Annotated in this window: 15 protein-coding genes and 1 tRNA gene; 15 read left to right on the plus strand and 1 reads right to left on the minus strand. The window is 37.2% G+C overall.

Features of this window, described 5'->3' with window-relative positions; all coding sequences use genetic code 11:
• The first annotated feature begins 2 nt into the window (after nt 1-2).
• The 4 genes from XEN7305_RS17030 to XEN7305_RS17045 all read left to right on the plus strand — a co-directional run bounded on the left by XEN7305_RS17030 (nt 3) and on the right by XEN7305_RS17045 (nt 5,046).
• Entirely contained in the window at nt 3-1,052 is a 1,050-nt protein-coding gene (locus XEN7305_RS17030) for an NAD(P)-dependent oxidoreductase (protein ID WP_006510721.1), read from the plus strand.
• A 128-nt stretch (nt 1,053-1,180) separates the two neighbouring features.
• Nucleotides 1,181-2,416, plus strand: a complete 1,236-nt coding sequence (locus XEN7305_RS17035; protein ID WP_006510722.1) for a class I SAM-dependent methyltransferase — start codon at nt 1,181-1,183, stop codon at nt 2,414-2,416.
• A gap of 132 nt (nt 2,417-2,548) precedes the next feature.
• Entirely contained in the window at nt 2,549-3,775 is a 1,227-nt protein-coding gene (locus XEN7305_RS17040) for a class I SAM-dependent methyltransferase (RefSeq protein ID WP_006510723.1), read from the plus strand.
• Nucleotides 3,776-3,933: 158 nt separating this feature from the next.
• Nucleotides 3,934-5,046: a glycosyltransferase gene (locus XEN7305_RS17045; RefSeq protein ID WP_006510724.1), complete on the plus strand. Its 1,113-nt coding sequence runs from the start codon at nt 3,934-3,936 to the stop codon at nt 5,044-5,046.
• Nucleotides 5,047-5,112: 66 nt separating this feature from the next.
• On the opposite strand, the gene XEN7305_RS28785 is transcribed toward XEN7305_RS17045, so the two are convergent.
• A tRNA-Ser gene (locus tag XEN7305_RS28785) sits at nt 5,113-5,194 on the minus strand.
• Between the two features lie 180 nt (nt 5,195-5,374).
• Here XEN7305_RS28785 and XEN7305_RS29095 point away from each other — a divergent pair.
• From XEN7305_RS29095 to XEN7305_RS17095, 11 genes are all read left to right on the plus strand, one after another.
• Nucleotides 5,375-5,551: a hypothetical protein gene (locus XEN7305_RS29095; protein ID WP_158500413.1), complete on the plus strand. Its 177-nt coding sequence runs from the start codon at nt 5,375-5,377 to the stop codon at nt 5,549-5,551.
• A 123-nt stretch (nt 5,552-5,674) separates the two neighbouring features.
• Nucleotides 5,675-6,508, plus strand: a complete 834-nt coding sequence (locus tag XEN7305_RS17050; RefSeq protein ID WP_006510725.1) for an ABC transporter permease — start codon at nt 5,675-5,677, stop codon at nt 6,506-6,508.
• A gap of 159 nt (nt 6,509-6,667) precedes the next feature.
• Nucleotides 6,668-7,903, plus strand: a complete 1,236-nt coding sequence (locus XEN7305_RS17055) for a polysaccharide ABC transporter ATP-binding protein (protein WP_006510726.1) — start codon at nt 6,668-6,670, stop codon at nt 7,901-7,903.
• Nucleotides 7,894-8,439 (plus strand): acyltransferase, encoded by a 546-nt coding sequence (locus XEN7305_RS26865; protein ID WP_006510727.1) that lies wholly within the window; start codon nt 7,894-7,896, stop codon nt 8,437-8,439. Before XEN7305_RS17055 ends, XEN7305_RS26865 begins: the two co-directional genes overlap by 10 nt.
• 96 nt (nt 8,440-8,535) lie before the next feature.
• Nucleotides 8,536-9,375 carry a class I SAM-dependent methyltransferase gene (locus XEN7305_RS17065; RefSeq protein ID WP_006510728.1) on the plus strand — a complete coding sequence of 280 codons (840 nt, stop codon included), beginning with the start codon at nt 8,536-8,538 and terminating at the stop codon, nt 9,373-9,375.
• 33 nt (nt 9,376-9,408) lie between these two features.
• The gene (locus tag XEN7305_RS17070) at nt 9,409-11,703 is read left to right on the plus strand and encodes a polysaccharide pyruvyl transferase family protein (protein WP_006510729.1); all 2,295 of its coding nucleotides are present in this window, start codon (nt 9,409-9,411) and stop codon (nt 11,701-11,703) included.
• A gap of 12 nt (nt 11,704-11,715) precedes the next feature.
• Nucleotides 11,716-12,945, plus strand: a complete 1,230-nt coding sequence (locus tag XEN7305_RS17075) for a glycosyltransferase family 4 protein (protein ID WP_006510730.1) — start codon at nt 11,716-11,718, stop codon at nt 12,943-12,945.
• A gap of 5 nt (nt 12,946-12,950) precedes the next feature.
• Nucleotides 12,951-14,162 carry a glycosyltransferase gene (locus tag XEN7305_RS17080; RefSeq protein ID WP_006510731.1) on the plus strand — a complete coding sequence of 404 codons (1,212 nt, stop codon included), beginning with the start codon at nt 12,951-12,953 and terminating at the stop codon, nt 14,160-14,162.
• 89 nt (nt 14,163-14,251) lie between these two features.
• Nucleotides 14,252-15,202, plus strand: a complete 951-nt coding sequence (locus XEN7305_RS17085; protein ID WP_006510732.1) for a glycosyltransferase family 2 protein — start codon at nt 14,252-14,254, stop codon at nt 15,200-15,202.
• Nucleotides 15,199-15,813 carry an acyltransferase gene (locus tag XEN7305_RS17090; protein WP_006510733.1) on the plus strand — a complete coding sequence of 205 codons (615 nt, stop codon included), beginning with the start codon at nt 15,199-15,201 and terminating at the stop codon, nt 15,811-15,813. Before XEN7305_RS17085 ends, XEN7305_RS17090 begins: the two co-directional genes overlap by 4 nt.
• Nucleotides 15,803-16,675: a glycosyltransferase family 2 protein gene (locus XEN7305_RS17095; protein ID WP_006510734.1), complete on the plus strand. Its 873-nt coding sequence runs from the start codon at nt 15,803-15,805 to the stop codon at nt 16,673-16,675. Before XEN7305_RS17090 ends, XEN7305_RS17095 begins: the two co-directional genes overlap by 11 nt.
• Nucleotides 16,676-16,681: the final 6 nt, after the last annotated feature.

Genomic DNA, 16,681 nt, shown 5'->3' on the forward strand with positions numbered 1-16,681 from the left:
TTGTGAAAAGAATATTATTGACTGGACATAAAGGTTATATCGGGACAGTTTTAGTACCAATGCTGCTCGCAAAAGGGTATGAAGTAGTTGGCTTGGATACTGACTATTATCAGCGTTGTACCTTTGGTGAAGGAATTGTCGAAATACCAGAAATTATTAAGGACATTCGACATCTCAAGCCTTCAGATGTCGAAGGTTATGATGCGGTGCTTCATCTTGCAGGCTTGTCAAATGATCCTTTAGGCAATTATGAAGCGGGTCTGACCGAAGACATTAACTTTAGCGCATCTGTAAAATTGGCCGAACTAGCTAAGCAAGTTGGAGTAGAGCGGTTTGTTTTTTCCTCTTCTTGCAGTAACTATGGTGCAGGAGGCGTTGATTGGTTAAATGAGGAATCACCACTCAATCCAGTAACTCCCTACGGTGTTTCTAAGGTCAGAGTAGAACAAGAAGTGAGTAAACTAGCAGACGAAAAATTCTGTCCTACTTATTTGCGTAATGCCACTGCTTATGGAGTTTCTCCTCGTTTGCGATTTGATCTAGTGCTTAATAATTTAGTTGCCTGGGCATTAACCACGGGCAAAGTATTTATTAAAAGTGATGGTACTCCTTGGAGACCTATTGTCCATATTGAGGACATTTCTAGAGCATTTATTGCCGTTCTGGAAGCTCCTAAAGATGCAGTTTATAACGAGGCTTTTAATATTTGTCGCAACGAAGATAACTACCAAATTCGTGAGTTGGCAGATATTGTAAAAGAAACTGTTCCTAACTGCAACATTGAATATGACCCCAACGGTGGGCCGGACAAACGTTGTTATAGAGTCAAATGTGACAAGGTCATGAAAGCTCTGCCTAACTTCAAGCCCCAATGGAATGCTCGTAAAGGGGCACAGGAATTATACGAAGCTTATAAAAAGGTTGGTCTAAGTTTAGAAGAGTTTGAAGGGGTTAAGTACAAAAGAATTGCCCATATCAAATATCTTGTTGAACAAGACCTATTAGATACTAGTCTCTATTGGAGACAAGAAGCTTTGGCGGTTGTTAATTAAGATGAAGATAAAGGGAATAATAATATCTGAATACTATCAGGATAGTTTATTCCCTGATTTTCGATAATCGAAGGTCAAATCAGATTTAGATTAAAAAATAAAATAATTAGAATTAAGATACTTTATTAATGATGGAAGAGAAAAGTATATCTTGTATTTCCTGTGGAAATAGCAACCTCAATACGGTAATATCCTTTGGCTACACTCCTCTAGCAGATAATCTTTTGAAGGTGGAGGAATTGGCCAAACCTGAGTATACAGCTCCTTTAGATCTTGCTTTTTGCCCAGATTGCGGCATGGTGCAAATTACAGAACAAGTTCCTCCCGAGATTTTGTTTTGTCAAGATTATCCTTACTTTTCTTCGATTTCGCCCTCTCTACTTAAACATTTCGGAGAAAGTGCAAAAAACCTGATCAAAACTAGGAATTTGGATAGCAATAGCTTAGTTATTGAAGCTGCCAGTAACGATGGCTATATGCTTAAAAATTTTGTGGAATCAGGGATTCCCGTGTTGGGGATTGACCCGGCATCTGGACCAGCAGCAGCAGCCCAAAAGGCTGGGGTGAATACTATCTGTACTTTCTTTACTGAAGAACTGGCCACAAAATTACGTTCCGAAGGTAAAGAGGCAGATCTATTTTTGGGGAATAATGTTTTAGCCCATGTTCCAGATATTAATGGTTTTGTTAAAGGCATTAAGATTTTACTGAAGGAGACTGGAGTAGCAGTCATTGAGGCTCCTTATATAGTAGATTTAGTGGAGCATTGTGAATTTGATACGATCTACCACCAACATCTTTGTTATTTTTCAGTTACTGCTTTAGATAATCTATTTCGAAGACATGGTTTATATTTTAACCATGTTGAGCGTACGTCAATCCATGGCGGCTCTTTAAGAGTGTATGTAGAACCGAAGGAAAATGTCCAGGAATCGGTTAAAGGCTTACTAGATTTAGAGAGTAAATTAGGAGTGGACAGAGTCGAATATTATCAAGATTTTGCTGATAAGGTAATGTCGTTCAAATATGCAATGCTTGATATTCTTTGGGATCTAAAAAAACAAGGTAAAAAAATTGTTGGCTATGGCGCAGCGGCGAAAGCGAATACAATGATCAGTTACCTGGGCATTGATAAGACCTTATTGGATTACATAGTAGATCTTAATACTTTCAAGCAGGGTCGCTATTACAGTGTTAGTCATCTTCCCATTTTTGCGCCTAGTAAGTTGCTCGAAGATCAACCTGATTATGTTTTGATTTTGGCTTGGAATTTTGCCAAGGAGATTATGCAACAGCAAGAGGCTTATCGTGCAGCTGGGGGTAAGTTTATTGTTCCTATCCCCGAGCCCAAAATTGTGGAGTAGATTTTTGATTCTTAATGCTTAATTAGTTGTCAGTTTTACAAAATTTAATTTCTTGTTTTTTTATGCCTTGGATGAATCAACTAAGCCAACTAGAGAATAATTAATTCAACCTACCTAGAAAATAATAAAATTATGGTTAACTCGGCACTTGCTACGAAATTTGAATTGGATAGTCTTGATCACAAACATAACTGTCCTAATTGCGGCTCTCGGGGATTACATATCTTCTATGAAGTCAGAAATGTTCCTGTTCATAGTTGTTTGATGATGCCTTCTAAGAAGAAGGCTCTGGATTTTCCTTGTGGCGATGTGGTTCTTGGTTTTTGCCCAGAATGCGGATTTATTACTAATGTAGAATTTGATGCTAATTGCTCTGCCTATGCGCCTAATTATGAAAGCCAACAAAGTTATTCTCCTACTTTTAACAAGTTTGCTAAATTTCTAGCTGATAAATGGATTGAGAAGTACGATTTACATGATAAAGATATTGTTGAAATCGGTTGTGATAAGGGAGATTTCCTGATTTTACTGTGCGAATTAGGAAACAACCGCGGTGTGGGAATTGACCCCAGTGTAGTGCCAGGAAGAGTCGAGAGTGAGGCTAGCGATCGCGTCAAATTTATTCGGGAATACTATAGTAAAAATCATGCTGAGTATGTTGGTAATTTTATTTGTTGCCGTCATACTTTAGAACATATTCAAAATACTAAAGAATTTGTCCAAACTGTTCGTGATTCCATAGGCGATCGCACAGAAATCGCTTTTTGTTTGGAAATCCCCGACAACACTCGGGTGATGCAACAGATGGCTTTTGAAGATATTTACTATGAACATTGTTCCTATTTTAGCCCTGGAACCCTAGCTCGTTTGTTCCGTTCTTGTGGTTTTGAAGTCACAGATTTATACAAAGAATACGGTGGGCAATATTTAATTGTGGAAGCTCAGCCGATCGCGGAACAAACTTCTGATAAGGTTCATCCCTTTGAAGAATCGGTTGCGGATGTCGCGGCAGATGTTAAGTATTTTGCCCAAAATATTCAGGGCAAACTGCAAGCATGGAAGGATACCTTAACCCAAATGAAAGCAGAAAATCAAAAAGTAGTGGTTTGGGGTTCTGGGTCTAAATGTGTTGCTTTTCTAACTACCTTGGACACGATTGACAGAATTGAATATGTTGTAGATATTAATCCCAATCGTCACGGACAATTTATCCCTGGAGTAGGAAAAGAAATTATGTCCCCAGAGTTTTTAAAACAATATCAGCCTGATAAAGTAATTGTCATGAATGAAATTTATTGTGATGAAATTGGCAAAATGATGGAAGAGATGGGGGTATCAGCTGAACTAATGACCCTATAGTATTTTTAAGCTTTCAAAGTTGCGATAATTCCCAAATTTAAAGATTTTTGGGTTCTTGAGTAAGGCGGGCATTGCCCGCCTTAAAATTTGGAAGAAAACGGCTAAACTGGTGATGAAGTAGTCAAATATTTTATTCCTTTAGTTATTTAGTCTTAACTATGTCCACTAATACTAAACCTCGTACCTTAATCTTTTCCCTTAGGAACTTACGCTTCCAAGCGGCCAATTGTTGTGTTTATGAATGGGAAGATTTACTCTGCGATATAGAAGGTGCCGACCTATATAGCCCTAAGAGTGAGTATCCCTTATCTCGCAAAATTTATCGTGCAGCTAGATCGGTTAGTGGTTCAGATAAATTTGCTAGAGCGATAACGTCCTTTCCCGATGGCATGACTCTAGATCGTGAATATGATTTATTCTTTGTTGTTGTAGACAGTCCTTGGTATTTACATCTCATCAACTCCATCAAAGGTTGGCGAGATAAATGCCGTCATGCTGTTTGTTTTATCGCTGAAACCTGGGAACCAGAGTTAGATGACTGGGCTTTACAACAAGAACCATTTCGGAGTTTCGATCACATTTTTGTAGGGGTTACCCATTGTGTGGAAGGGCTTGCCAAAAGATTTGGAAAACCCTGCACTTATCTGCCTCCTGCTGTCAATACTCAAAGATTTTGTCCCTATCCAGATCCCCCTGAAAGAAGTATTGATGTTGCTTATGTGGGTCGTCGGAGCCCTGAGGTTCATAACTCTTTGAAACGGCTAACAACTCAAAAAAACTTTTTTTACTACTACGATACAGTCAAGGGACAATATTTGCTGATCGACAATCACCAAGAACATCGTGATTTATTTGCCAATTTGCTGAAAAGATCTCGGTATGCCATTACTTACTATGCCAAGTTTAACGTTGCCGAGGAAACAGGAGGTCAGCAAGAGATTGGTTATCGCTTTTTTGAATGTGCAGCAGCAGGAACCGTCATGCTAGGAATTCCTCCTGGCAATAAAGAATTTTCCAAATATTTTGATTGGGATGAACCTATTATTAAAGTAGATCCTAGAACTACAGATATAGCGGATGTTATCGCCGAACTTGACGCCCAACCAGAAAGATTAGCTAAGATAGCCAGAGATAATACAGCAAATTGTTTACTCAAACATGATTGGACTTACCGCTGGAAAGATATTCTAGAAGCGGTTGGTCTTCAACCTACTGAGGCAACCATGAAACACATTGACTATCTACACCAGTTGGCTAATGATATCAACTAATTAACGACGGCTGAGGTTAGATCAAGTTTTAGTCTAATCTTTTGTTCTCAGCATTAGTTATTTTTATGGGCGATGAAAGACTCGAACTCTCCCGATTTATCACCATATTTCGAGTGTGGTGGCTCCACCTATTAATCTAATATCGCCCTTTAGTTAAGAGCCACGACCTGAAATCATTACCCTGAACTCTCATTTCCAATCTCACGGATAGCCCATTTGTAGCATCTCCACTTTTTTGATAATTTTTGCCAAAAATATTCTCTGCTTTACTGAGCCATCTACGATATGTCTGTTATGAGTAAAAATCTGTGACCGCGCATATCTTTAGTTGATAATCGAGGAGCGAACTTATCAGGAGGACAAAGACAAAGAATCGCGATCGCCTCAGCGCCGAATCATTATCGCCAACTCAGCTCAAAGCATGATTAAAGCATTGAAGTTATTAGGAGATTGGATTAGTGGAAAATCCGCTGATTCCCAACATCAGTTCTCTGGAAATCAATAACTGAAATAAATTTTTAATAAAGAACTTACTTGCCACAATTAAGGGCTGATCAAGTAGACATAATCAAGAAACAGAAATACAAATAGGAAAACGAAATATTTTTGATCAGTCTGAAGAATCAATATGGTAAGTAATCCTCCACAGTTAATTATTGAAGCAGGTCGTACGGAAAGACAGTATTGGCGGGATTTGTGGCGATATCGTGAATTATTTTATTTTCTCGCTTGGCGAGATATTTTAGTTCGGTATAAACAAACAGTGATCGGGATGGCTTGGGCTTTAATCCGACCTTTCTTGACGATGATCGTGTTTACTGTTGTTTTTGGAAAAATTGCTAAATTACCTTCCGAAGGTGATGCCCCCTACGCAATTCTTGTTTTTGCAGCTATGCTGCCTTGGCAGTTTTTTGCTAATTCCCTTGCCGAATGTAGCAATAGTCTAATTAGTAACTCGAATCTAATCTCGAAAGTCTATTTTCCGCGCTTGATTGTCCCGACTAGTGCTGTGGTGGTTAGTTTCGTTGATTTTTTGATTTCAGGCATGATTTTACTGGGATTAATGGCTTGGTATGATTTTGTCCCCAGTTGGCGAATTATAACTTTACCTTTGTTTATTGCGATCGCTTTTGCCGCTTCAATCGGTGCAGGATTATGGCTCGCCTCTTTAAACGTGCAGTACCGCGATTTTCGCTACATTGTGCCTTTTATCGTGCAATTTGGGCTCTACGTTTCACCTGTTGGGTTTAGTAGCAATATTATTTCTAAACAATGGCGATTGCTATATTCTCTCAATCCAATGGTGGGAGTGATTGATGGTTTTCGTTGGGCAATTTTAGGCAATGAATCTCATATTTATGTTCCGGGATTTTTCTTATCTTTAGGCTTAGTGATAATTTTATTTATTGGTGGTATTTGGTATTTTCGCAAGATGGAACGCACTTTTGCTGATGTTATTTAATTAAAGTTGCTAAATTGTAATTTGGTAATTAATGCCTAGATACTAATAGAAAGTTAATCTTTTCTCAAGGTCATCAAAAAAAAACAAAATAAATTTTGTTCAGGGATGACAATTGAGCCCCGAGAATGTTAGAACTAGTGGCGGAAATTCAATATAGTTATGTCAGATATAGCAATAAAGGTAGAGAATCTAGGTAAAAAATATGTGATTGGGCATCAAAAGCCGCAGAAATATACTGCCTTGAGAGATGTTATTACCAATGGCGCTAAATTAGCTATTCAGAAAATTACTAATCCCAAATATATAGATGATAGTATCCGAGAAGAGTTTTGGGCGTTAGAAGATGTTTCCTTTGAAATTAAACAGGGCGATAAGGTTGGAATTATTGGGCGAAATGGAGCTGGAAAATCAACATTACTAAAAATACTCAGTAGAATTACAGAGCCCACAAAAGGTCGAATAAAAATTACAGGTAGAGTTGCCAGTCTATTAGAAGTTGGAACTGGATTTCATCCCGAATTAACAGGGAGGGAAAACATTTTTCTAAATGGTGCAATTTTAGGTATGAGCAAGGCAGAAATCAAGAAAAAATTTGATGAAATTGTGACTTTTGCTGAGGTTGAGAAGTTTTTATATACGCCGGTAAAGAGATATTCCTCGGGTATGTATGTGCGCTTAGCTTTTGCTGTAGCTGCTCATTTAGAACCAGAAATTTTAGTGGTGGATGAAGTTTTAGCCGTCGGCGACACTCAGTTTCAGAAAAAATGTTTGGGCAAAATGGAACAGGTAGGGAAAGAAGGTCGCACTGTTTTATTTGTCAGTCATAATTTAGGTGCAATTAAAAGTCTATGTAGTTCTGGAATTGTCCTGAGTTCTGGTAACTTAATTTATCAAGGATCAGTTAATAACTCTATTAGCTATTATAACGATTCTCGGGAGAAAACTACGTCCAATTGTTATTTCTCTGAATCCAAAAAAGATGTCCCGTACATCACAAAAATTGAATTATCTCAAAGAGGAATGCAATATGAAGCTTTCCAAATGCATTTACCTATCAAAATTAATTGTGAGTTTGAGAATAAAGGAATTGATAATATTGTCGTCACGATAGTAATTCGTAATAGTGAAGGATCTTGGTTGATTCACAGTACAGATGAGTTTGCTGAATCTTCTTATGGAAATAATGAGAAAAGAGAATGCATGATTCCAGCCAATATATTTGCAGAAGGAGATTATTATATGATGTTTGCCTTAGGGGTTAGAAACCAAGATATTTATGAAAGGTTAGAAGATATAATTAAATTTAAGGTTGAGTTTTCTGGAAAAATGGAAGATAAAACTCAAGGAAGTAATTGGAAAGGATATTTGTCTCCAGGTATTTTGCAATGGAATTAATTACTAATATTATAAAATTATTTTTAGATAATTTAGCTGATTTAGAATTTAAATTATTTAATTCTCTCTATGATAGAGATCAAAAATTCAGAAAAATATATTTGAGTTTTATGGGGGTTAAATTCAATCAAAAAATACGTATGGGGCATGATATTTACATTAAGAATAAAGGTCAATTAACTTTAGGGGAACGTTGTTCCATTGGTAGTTTTACTCGAATCTGGAATTATAAACAGATTATAATCGGTGATGACTTTCTCACTGCAGGATGTTTAACTCTTAATTCTGGTACTCACGATCCAGTAACTTTAGAACCCAAAGGAATGCCAATTCAAATAGGTTCTCGTGTTTGGTGTGGCATTAATGTAACTATTATTGGAGGGGTAACAATCGGTGATGATGTTGTTATTGGAGCGGGTAGTGTAGTAGTCAAAGATATTCCTAGTCAATGTATTGCAGTTGGAGTACCTGCAAAAAAAATCAAAGATTTAGACCGCCAAAATATAGAATTGTGGAAACCTTATAGATGGAACTAATCGTAACATAATTGCTAATATCAAAACTTTTTGATTATACAGGAAGAATTGGGATCAAAAATTAATGCAAATGGTAACAAAATAATCATTATATTTATGAGTAAGATAGCTTTGGAGCGAATTGTAAAATCTCAATTAACCGATCAACAATTTAAACTTCTGAGACAAGTTTATTGGTTGGGATTTTCGCTATACAATAAACTGTATAGCTGGATTTTAGGAAAACATCCCAGAAATACTATATTTTCTTTTAACTTTCATAATATTAATCACATTAATAAATTTCTCAGGAAAGTAATATCACAAATTACTAATAACCAAAACTATATTGTTGATGTTGGTGCAGGGAATAGTCCATATTATGAATATTTCACAGGAAAGATAGCAAGATATATTGCTATTGATCGATTTACTAGTTTAGCTAATGATGATGAAAGGCAAATAGAAAAATTATCTGGCTATGCTGAAAATTTACCACTAGAGAATGAAACTGCCGATATTGTTCTCTGTAATCAAGTTTTAGAACATGTTAATGATCCAATTAAAGCAACTACCGAAATTTATCGTATTTTAAAGCCAGATGGTTTATTTATTGGCTCTGTTCCTCATGTTAGTCCAATACATTTAGAGCCTTATGATTTTCGTCGCTATACGGATTTAGGAATAAAAAAACTCCTAGAAAATGCAGGATTTGTCGACATAAAAATCGAAGGTAATGGTGGGGTTTATTCTACAGTTGCCGTTATATTAGCAATGGACTGGATGCTATCTACAAGACAAGAAAATAAATCACAAAATTTATTTAGGTTTAGAGCTTTATTATTAGCTCCTCTAGTTGGATTTTTAAATGCGATCGCTATAATTTTAGATCGTTTTCTTGGTGATAAGCAGAGAACTCCAGCAAATTTATGTTGGAGGGCAACGAAACCACTGTAAAAATAAAATTAACCTAGATATGTTTACTGTATTATGTCCAATTTGTTCAAACAAGCTATCAAGTCAAAGCTCACACAAAAGCAGCTAAATATAATTCGCAAAACTTATTCATTAAGCCAGCTAGCTTATCAAGATCTTCGGGTAAACTTGCTTGGTCAAATATTGCCCCTGAAACCGACAGCGATTAGCATGATGGCTAATGATGTCTGTAATTCTCGCTGTCAAATGTGTTTGATTTGGCAAGAAAAAAAGGACTATGAAATGAGTCCTGATGATTTGGCTCAAGTTCTCAGCGATCCTCTATTTAGTAATGTGGTAGATCTCGGAATTACTGGAGGTGAGCCGACATTACGGAAAGACTTACCCGAACTATTTCGAGTTGCTTGCACTAGTTTACCTAAGCTTAGTTCGGCTTCGATGATTACTAATGCCATTATCGAAAATGTCGTCAAGCAAAGAATTATTCAATGTGCGGAAGTTTGTCGGCAATATGGGAAGAGTTTCCAGGTTATGGTTTCTCTTGATGGCATTGGCGAGGTTCATGAAACTGTTAGGGGCAGAAAAGGCAATTTTGATTCTGCGATTGCTGTTATCGATTATTTGCGAGCAGCTGAAATTCCTGTAACTTTTGGTTGCACTATTACGAATTCCAATGCTTTGTATGTCGATGAGTTATTAGACTTTGTAAAAACTAAGGGCTTACGGGGTAGTTTTCGCGTAGCCGAATATATCAATCGTCTTTATAACGAGGAACAAACAGAATATATTAGAAATTTTGACGCGAAAACTGCCTATCATCTCGGATTATTTTTTTTCCGTGCTGAACATAGTTTTGAATTGAATTCAGCTAGGCAAAAAACTTATCGCAGTATTAGAGGAATGCTAGCAGAAGGGAAATCGAGACAAACTGGTTGTCCTTATCATACGCAAACCGTGATTTTAACTTCTCGTGGCGATTTATTATATTGCTCTCCTAAGTCACCAATTATTGGCAACAGTTTAAAAGAGTCTGCTGCAAAACTTTATTTTTCTAATCTTGGTAAGCGCCAAGAAATTATTAAAGATCACTGTGATGATTGTATTCACGATTATCATGTCCCAGTCAATTTTCGAGAGAAAGTTGCTTTCTTTTTCAAATCGAAACGTAGGCATGATAAATATAATTGCCAGAAGTTGGTTAAACAGGCTGCTCAATTAAGTAAGCGACCCAGAAATATTGGTGCTCTATTAAAGTTAACTTCTAAAGCAGTTCTGATTGTTGGCTGGTATGGAACGGAAACCGCAGGGGATAAAGCAATTTTATGGACTATCATCAAAAATTTGCGATCGCGTAGTCAACCGCCAGAGAAAATATATCTTGCGAGTCTCTATCCTTTTATTTCTCAATGGACTATCAAAGAGATGGCTTTGGGCGAAGTGGTAGTGGTAGAGACTTTTTCGCCAGAATTTGAGCAAATATGCGATCGCGCTGATGAGGTAATTGTTGGTGGTGGCCCATTGATGGATCTTGAAGTTCTCAATCATCTTCTATATAGCTTTATCCAAGCGAGTAAGAGAGGGGCTATGACCAGAATCGAAGGCTGTGGCATTGGTCCTTTGGTTAATCCTCTCTACGTTCAAGTAGTAGCAGAAATAATGCGATTAGCAGATCATGTTACGCTCCGCGATGCGGCTTCTGCTGCCAGAGGTCTCAATGAGTTTGCTCGCGCCGATATTCAAACAGTTGCTGATCCGGCAACGGACTATGTTAAGTCGCTAAAATCTCAATTAGCTAATACGACGCCAATTTTGGGTAAATGTCCCAATGTTTCCTGTTTTTTCCGAGAATGGGAAATCGGCTATGCCGGCCAAAGAACGACGGAAGAATATGTAAATCTCAAAATGCAGTTTGAGACTGAGTTGGCTAAATTGGTGGCTTTTGTGGCTGAGGCTCAAGATTCAGCTGTTCATCTTTTGCCGATGCATAGTTTTCAGGTGGGAGGGGACGATCGCATTTTTAATCGTCGTTTAGCAACAGAAATCTCTAGCTTATTTATAGAATCTGAAGCGGAATCTAGAGTTCTATTTGCTAGATTTGTGGTCTCTCCCGAGGAGATCTTACAAACAATGTATCACTCACAGTTTAATATCTGCATGAGATTTCATTCCGTGTTATTTGCGGAGGCTCTCAGTGTACCCTATTTAGCAATTGACTATACCGGAGGCGGAAAGATTACAGCTTTTCTAACAGCTAAAGGCCAACTTGACCGTCTAATTCCCCTTGAAGATGTAGCAGCAGGAAAGTGGCAAGCCAAAATGGAATCACTATTAAAACTTAGTCAGGTTTGAGGAAAAATCGCCGTGAAAGTTTTGCAAATTAATAATTCGGATCATCAAGGAGGAGCGGCGATCGCTGGCTATCGTCTCCATCAGGGTCTACTAAATCAAAATATTGACTCTCATTTGTTAGTTGGCAGTTCGACCGAGCAATGCGATCGCGTTACAGTGATTCCTAGTCAAGCAAAAATCGAAAAATTGGTCGCCTCTATTACTCGACCTTTGGGTTTGAACTATGTCAATCTTTTGAGTAGTTTTGCTCTGGGAAAACATAATCTTTATCAAGCAGCTGATATCTTAAACTTTCACAATTTACATGGCGGATATTTTAATTATTTAGCAATTCCAGCAATCACCAAAGCTAAGCCTGCTGTGTGGACGTTGCACGATATGTGGGGGTTTACAGGTCATTGTGTCTATAGTCTTGATTGCGATCGCTGGAAAACTGGTTGCGGAAATTGTCCTTATCCTCATAGTTATCCTGTAGTTCAAACAGACAATACTCACTGGGAATGGAAGCTCAAAAATTGGGTTTATAATCGCGCCAATTTAGTCATTGTCACTCTGAGTAAATGGCTCACTAAACAAGTGCAGCAAAGTCTCTTAAGTCATTTTCCCATTCATCATATTCCTAATGGGATTGATACTGATGCCTATCAACCAATCGACCCTCAATTATGTCGCACTGCACTCGATATTCCTCCCCATAAAAAAGTATTAATGTTTGGCGCGCAAAGTTTGGCAGATTCGAGGAAAGGAGGTGATTTACTCGTCAAAGCATTGCAAGGATTGCCAGCCTCATTGAAGCAGGAAATTATATTGCTGACGATGGGCAATTGTAGTAGAGAGATTGGCAATACTCTTGGCATGAAAACAATTAATATAGGATATATTGACAGCGATCGTATTAAATCTATTGCTTATTCTGCGTCGGATTTATTCGTTTTTCCCACTCGCGCCGATAATCTTCCTTTAGTGCTACAGGAAAGTATGGCTTGCGCGACCCCGATGGTTTCTTTTGAGGTTGGAGGCGTACCGGATTTAGTTCGTCCTGGGATAACTGGATATCTAGCAAAACCACAAGATACTCAAGATTTTAGTAACGGCATTGTGCAGTTGTTAGAAGATAAAAACTTACGCCAACAAATGAGTCAAAATTGTCGAGAAATTATTCTTAATGAATATTCTTTAGCTACTCAAACTAAGCACTATATCAACTTATATCGTCAAATTTTACAAGGAGATTGCAATTAAAAATAATGGAAGAATCTTGTTTGCCCAGACTACTTTATATTGGCGATGTGCCAGTTGAATCGACTGTCGCAGGTTCGGCATTACTCTATCGATTATTGCAAAAATATCCTGTTGAAAAGTTACACATTATTGAAGGAAATATTCATATTTCTCAAGTAGAAACTCGTCTCTATCGAGTCAATTATGGAAGCTTATATGTAGGGAAAAAGAGACTATTGCACAGTAGATTAACTCCTATATATAATTTATATTTATTATTAACTGCTAAAAAACGAATTTCCCAACTTATCGAAACTGCTAATAATTTTAAACCTGAAGCGATACTGACTGTAACCCATGGATTTTCTTGGTTGACTGCTGCTGAATTAGCAAAACAGTTGGGTATTCCATTACATCTAGTAATTCACGACGACATTATATCTATAATGCCTGTGCCTTCTTGGTCTCGAGCCAAATTTGATCGTCTTGTAAAAAACATCTATATACAGGCTCATTCTCGATTATGTGTTTCTCCTTACATGGTGGAAGCCTACAGCCAAAGATATGGGGTGACAGGAAGCGTTATGTACCCATCTAGAGCACTGGATATCGAGAGACATGATACTGTACAACAAAATTATAATTCATCAGATAAACCTTTAGTCTTCGCCTATGCTGGCTCACTTAATACTCCAGGCCAAGCCAATACTTTAGCTTCTTTGGCTTCAGTTCTACAACAATTTAAAAGCAAACTAATTATCTATGCTTCGCTAAAAGCAGAGTCAGCTGCTCAAATTGGTCTAGATCGAAGCAATATCGAGCTTCGGCCTCTTATACCTTATAGGAATTTAATTGATACTTTACGGCAAGAAGCAAATGTGTTGTTTGCCCCGATGGATTTTTCCGAGCATTATAAAACTCATATGCAACTGTGTTTTCCGAGTAAGTTAGCCGACTATACAGCTATTGGTCTGCCAATTCTAATCTGGGGTCCACCATACTGTTCTGCGGTAAATTGGGCAAGAGAAAATCCAGATACGGCAGAAATAGTCGATACTCCAAATATTCAAGCTTTAGAAATCGCTGTAAAAAAATTAATTGAGAACCCCAAATATCTCGAAAAATTAGCTATGAATACTTTAGATATAGGAGAAAAATATTTCGCTCATACTAATGTGTATCGAGAGTTTTATCAAGCTATTTCTCAATTAGAAAAAATTCCCAAGCCATTATTTTAGAGAATATCAATTATGCAATCAAAAAATCATTGCATCTAGCTATTAGTGTAAATAAAAACAAAATTTTATCGGCCAATAATTGATCAATAATGTTAATTGATGTTTCTGCTATAATACCCACTAAAAACCGTGTTCTTCCCTTGACTAGAATGCTCATTAGCCTTGCTCAACAATCAGTACAGCCGTTAGAGATGATTGTTGTTGATGCTTCTATTAATGATGAAACTAAACAATTATGCCAAAGTCAAATTATCAATCTTGATACTAATATTATTTATCATCGTGCCACAGAAACCGGTGCGGCAACTCAACGCAACCAAGCCATGAAATATGCAACCCAAAATTATATTTGGTTGCTTGACGATGACATTATCTTTGAGCCAAATTGTGTAGAGCGACTTTGGCAAGCCTTACACAGTGACTCTCAGCTAGGAGGAGTAAACGCAATGATTACCAATCAAAAGTATCTGACTCCTAGCAGAATTAGTCGTCATTTATTTCGGTTATTACATGGTCGCCAAGAACCAAGTTATGCGGGAAAGTGTATTGGTCCGGCTTTAAACTTGCTGCCAGAAGACAATCCCAGTTTACCGAAAGTCGTTTCCGTTGAATGGCTCAATACAACTTGCGTTATGTATCAAAGAAAAGCTTTGCCAGAACCTTTATTTACAGATTTTTTTACTGGTTATTCTTTAATGGAAGATGTCACTCTTTCATTGATAGTTGGAAAACAGTGGAAACTAGCTAATGCTAGGACAGCTCGTATTTTTCACGATTCTCAACCAGGAGATCATAAAAACAATCTAGGGATGTTAGCAAAAATGGATTTAGTCAATCGTCATTATGTCATGACTCAAGTTTTAGAACGAAAAACCGCTCAAGATTATTTTAAATTAATTGTTTTACAATTATTTAGCATTTTGGCTTCTTTATCCTCCGGCAAAGGATGGTTATCTTTACCTAATATTCTATTTGGGAAACTTAGTGGAGTTAAAGAAATTATGTTTAAAACTTCTCAAACGACTGTTAGTGAATCATGAATTTAGTCATAAAAATAGTAAAGTATAGCAAGCGTATTACCCAAGGGTTTAGTAGTCGTTGGCGGAACCTCTACTATCGAGCTTTAGGAGTAAAACTTAAGGGTTATATTTGGCTTCGAGAAATAGAGATCCCTCGTAACTACACAGAAATTGAGATTGAGGCTAACTGTGCTTTAGATCGCGGTGTCACTTTACTCTGTAGTGGCAAGTCATTATCTCATCCCAAAATTATTATTGGGGCAAGCACTTATCTCAATCGCCATGCTTTTATTGATGCGATCTTATCACTCAAGATCGGACGAGATTGTGCTGTAGGTCCTGGATGCTATCTTACCGATCACGATCATGGTTTAGATCCTGAATTGACGCCTTTAAAACAACCAATGTTCGCCCAAGCAACTGTAATTGGTGATCGCGTTTGGTTAGGAGCTAATGTGACTGTTCTTAAAGGAGTAACTATCGGTAATGATGCGGTAATAGGCGCGGGAAGTGTAGTAACAAAAGATATTCCTGAAAGTGCGATCGCAGTGGGTATTCCAGCAAAGGTTATTAAATACAAGCAACAAAAAGAATCATTGCTCTCAAATAAAACTGACAATCATGCATCTTAATAACAATTTATCCGAATTGGTTTCGATCGGTATCGCCACTAAAAATCGCTGGCAAGACTTGGAAATTACTCTTACTAAAATCGCACAAAAGAATTTTAAAGCCCTAGAAATCATAATTTATGATGATTTTTCTACCTATCCTTGCCCATTTGATCTCGAAAAATTTAATTTAAATATTAAAATAAAAAGATTTGCTGTGTCGTTAGGTTATATTGCTAGACGAAATCAGCTAGCTAAAGCTATCAGAACAAAATATTATTTTAGCCTTGACGATGATTCTTATCCCGTCGGAGCTTCTTTAATTGCTGCTGTTGAATTTGCTGAAAATTGCTCTGATTTATTTTGTCTGAGTTTTCCCATTTATAATCCCACACGAAATAAATATGAAAATAGCTCTAGTAAACAAGAGCCTTATCAAGTTCGATCTTTTATTGGTTGCGGGCATTTGTTACATCGAGAAAGATTTTTGCAATTAGGTGGTTATCGCGAAGAATTAGTTCATCAAGGAGAGGAAATGGAAATAGCAGCTAGAGCTTTTCAGGACAATTTATATTGCTATCATTTTCCTAGCTTTCTTGTTCATCATACAGCCTCCAATGAAGGTCGTAATTGGTGGCGTATGGATTTCTATGGTTCTCGTAATATCGTTCTTTGGAATGATTGGTTTGTTCCTCAAAAGCTAAAATTAATCAAACAAATACGTACTTTGATATCCAGATTAATTCTTTCTTGTAGAGTATTTCGTCCTGGCTTAATACAAGGTGAATATATTGGGCTAAAAGAGATATATAAATATAAAAAATATCGTCAAAATATGTCAATTCAAAATTATCAACGATGGCGAAATTTTCGCTCTAGTTAATGAACT

Source organism: Xenococcus sp. PCC 7305, assembly GCF_000332055.1.
Taxonomy (GTDB): Bacteria; Cyanobacteriota; Cyanobacteriia; order Cyanobacteriales; family Xenococcaceae; genus Xenococcus.

What these genes read in the sequence shown, in the direction of transcription:
- XEN7305_RS17050 (WP_006510725.1), top strand. Translation starts at nt 5,675, where the DNA reads ATGGTAAGTAATCCTCCACAGTTAATTATTGAAGCAGGTCGTACGGAA.
- XEN7305_RS17070 (WP_006510729.1), top strand. Translation starts at nt 9,409, where the DNA reads ATGTCCAATTTGTTCAAACAAGCTATCAAGTCAAAGCTCACACAAAAG.
- XEN7305_RS17065 (WP_006510728.1), top strand. Translation starts at nt 8,536, where the DNA reads ATGAGTAAGATAGCTTTGGAGCGAATTGTAAAATCTCAATTAACCGAT.
- XEN7305_RS17095 (WP_006510734.1), top strand. Translation starts at nt 15,803, where the DNA reads ATGCATCTTAATAACAATTTATCCGAATTGGTTTCGATCGGTATCGCC.
- XEN7305_RS26865 (WP_006510727.1), top strand. Translation starts at nt 7,894, where the DNA reads ATGGAATTAATTACTAATATTATAAAATTATTTTTAGATAATTTAGCT.
- XEN7305_RS17045 (WP_006510724.1), top strand. Translation starts at nt 3,934, where the DNA reads ATGTCCACTAATACTAAACCTCGTACCTTAATCTTTTCCCTTAGGAAC.
- XEN7305_RS17090 (WP_006510733.1), top strand. Translation starts at nt 15,199, where the DNA reads ATGAATTTAGTCATAAAAATAGTAAAGTATAGCAAGCGTATTACCCAA.
- XEN7305_RS17040 (WP_006510723.1), top strand. Translation starts at nt 2,549, where the DNA reads ATGGTTAACTCGGCACTTGCTACGAAATTTGAATTGGATAGTCTTGAT.
- XEN7305_RS17035 (WP_006510722.1), top strand. Translation starts at nt 1,181, where the DNA reads ATGATGGAAGAGAAAAGTATATCTTGTATTTCCTGTGGAAATAGCAAC.
- XEN7305_RS17085 (WP_006510732.1), top strand. Translation starts at nt 14,252, where the DNA reads ATGTTAATTGATGTTTCTGCTATAATACCCACTAAAAACCGTGTTCTT.
- XEN7305_RS17080 (WP_006510731.1), top strand. Translation starts at nt 12,951, where the DNA reads ATGGAAGAATCTTGTTTGCCCAGACTACTTTATATTGGCGATGTGCCA.
- XEN7305_RS17055 (WP_006510726.1), top strand. Translation starts at nt 6,668, where the DNA reads ATGTCAGATATAGCAATAAAGGTAGAGAATCTAGGTAAAAAATATGTG.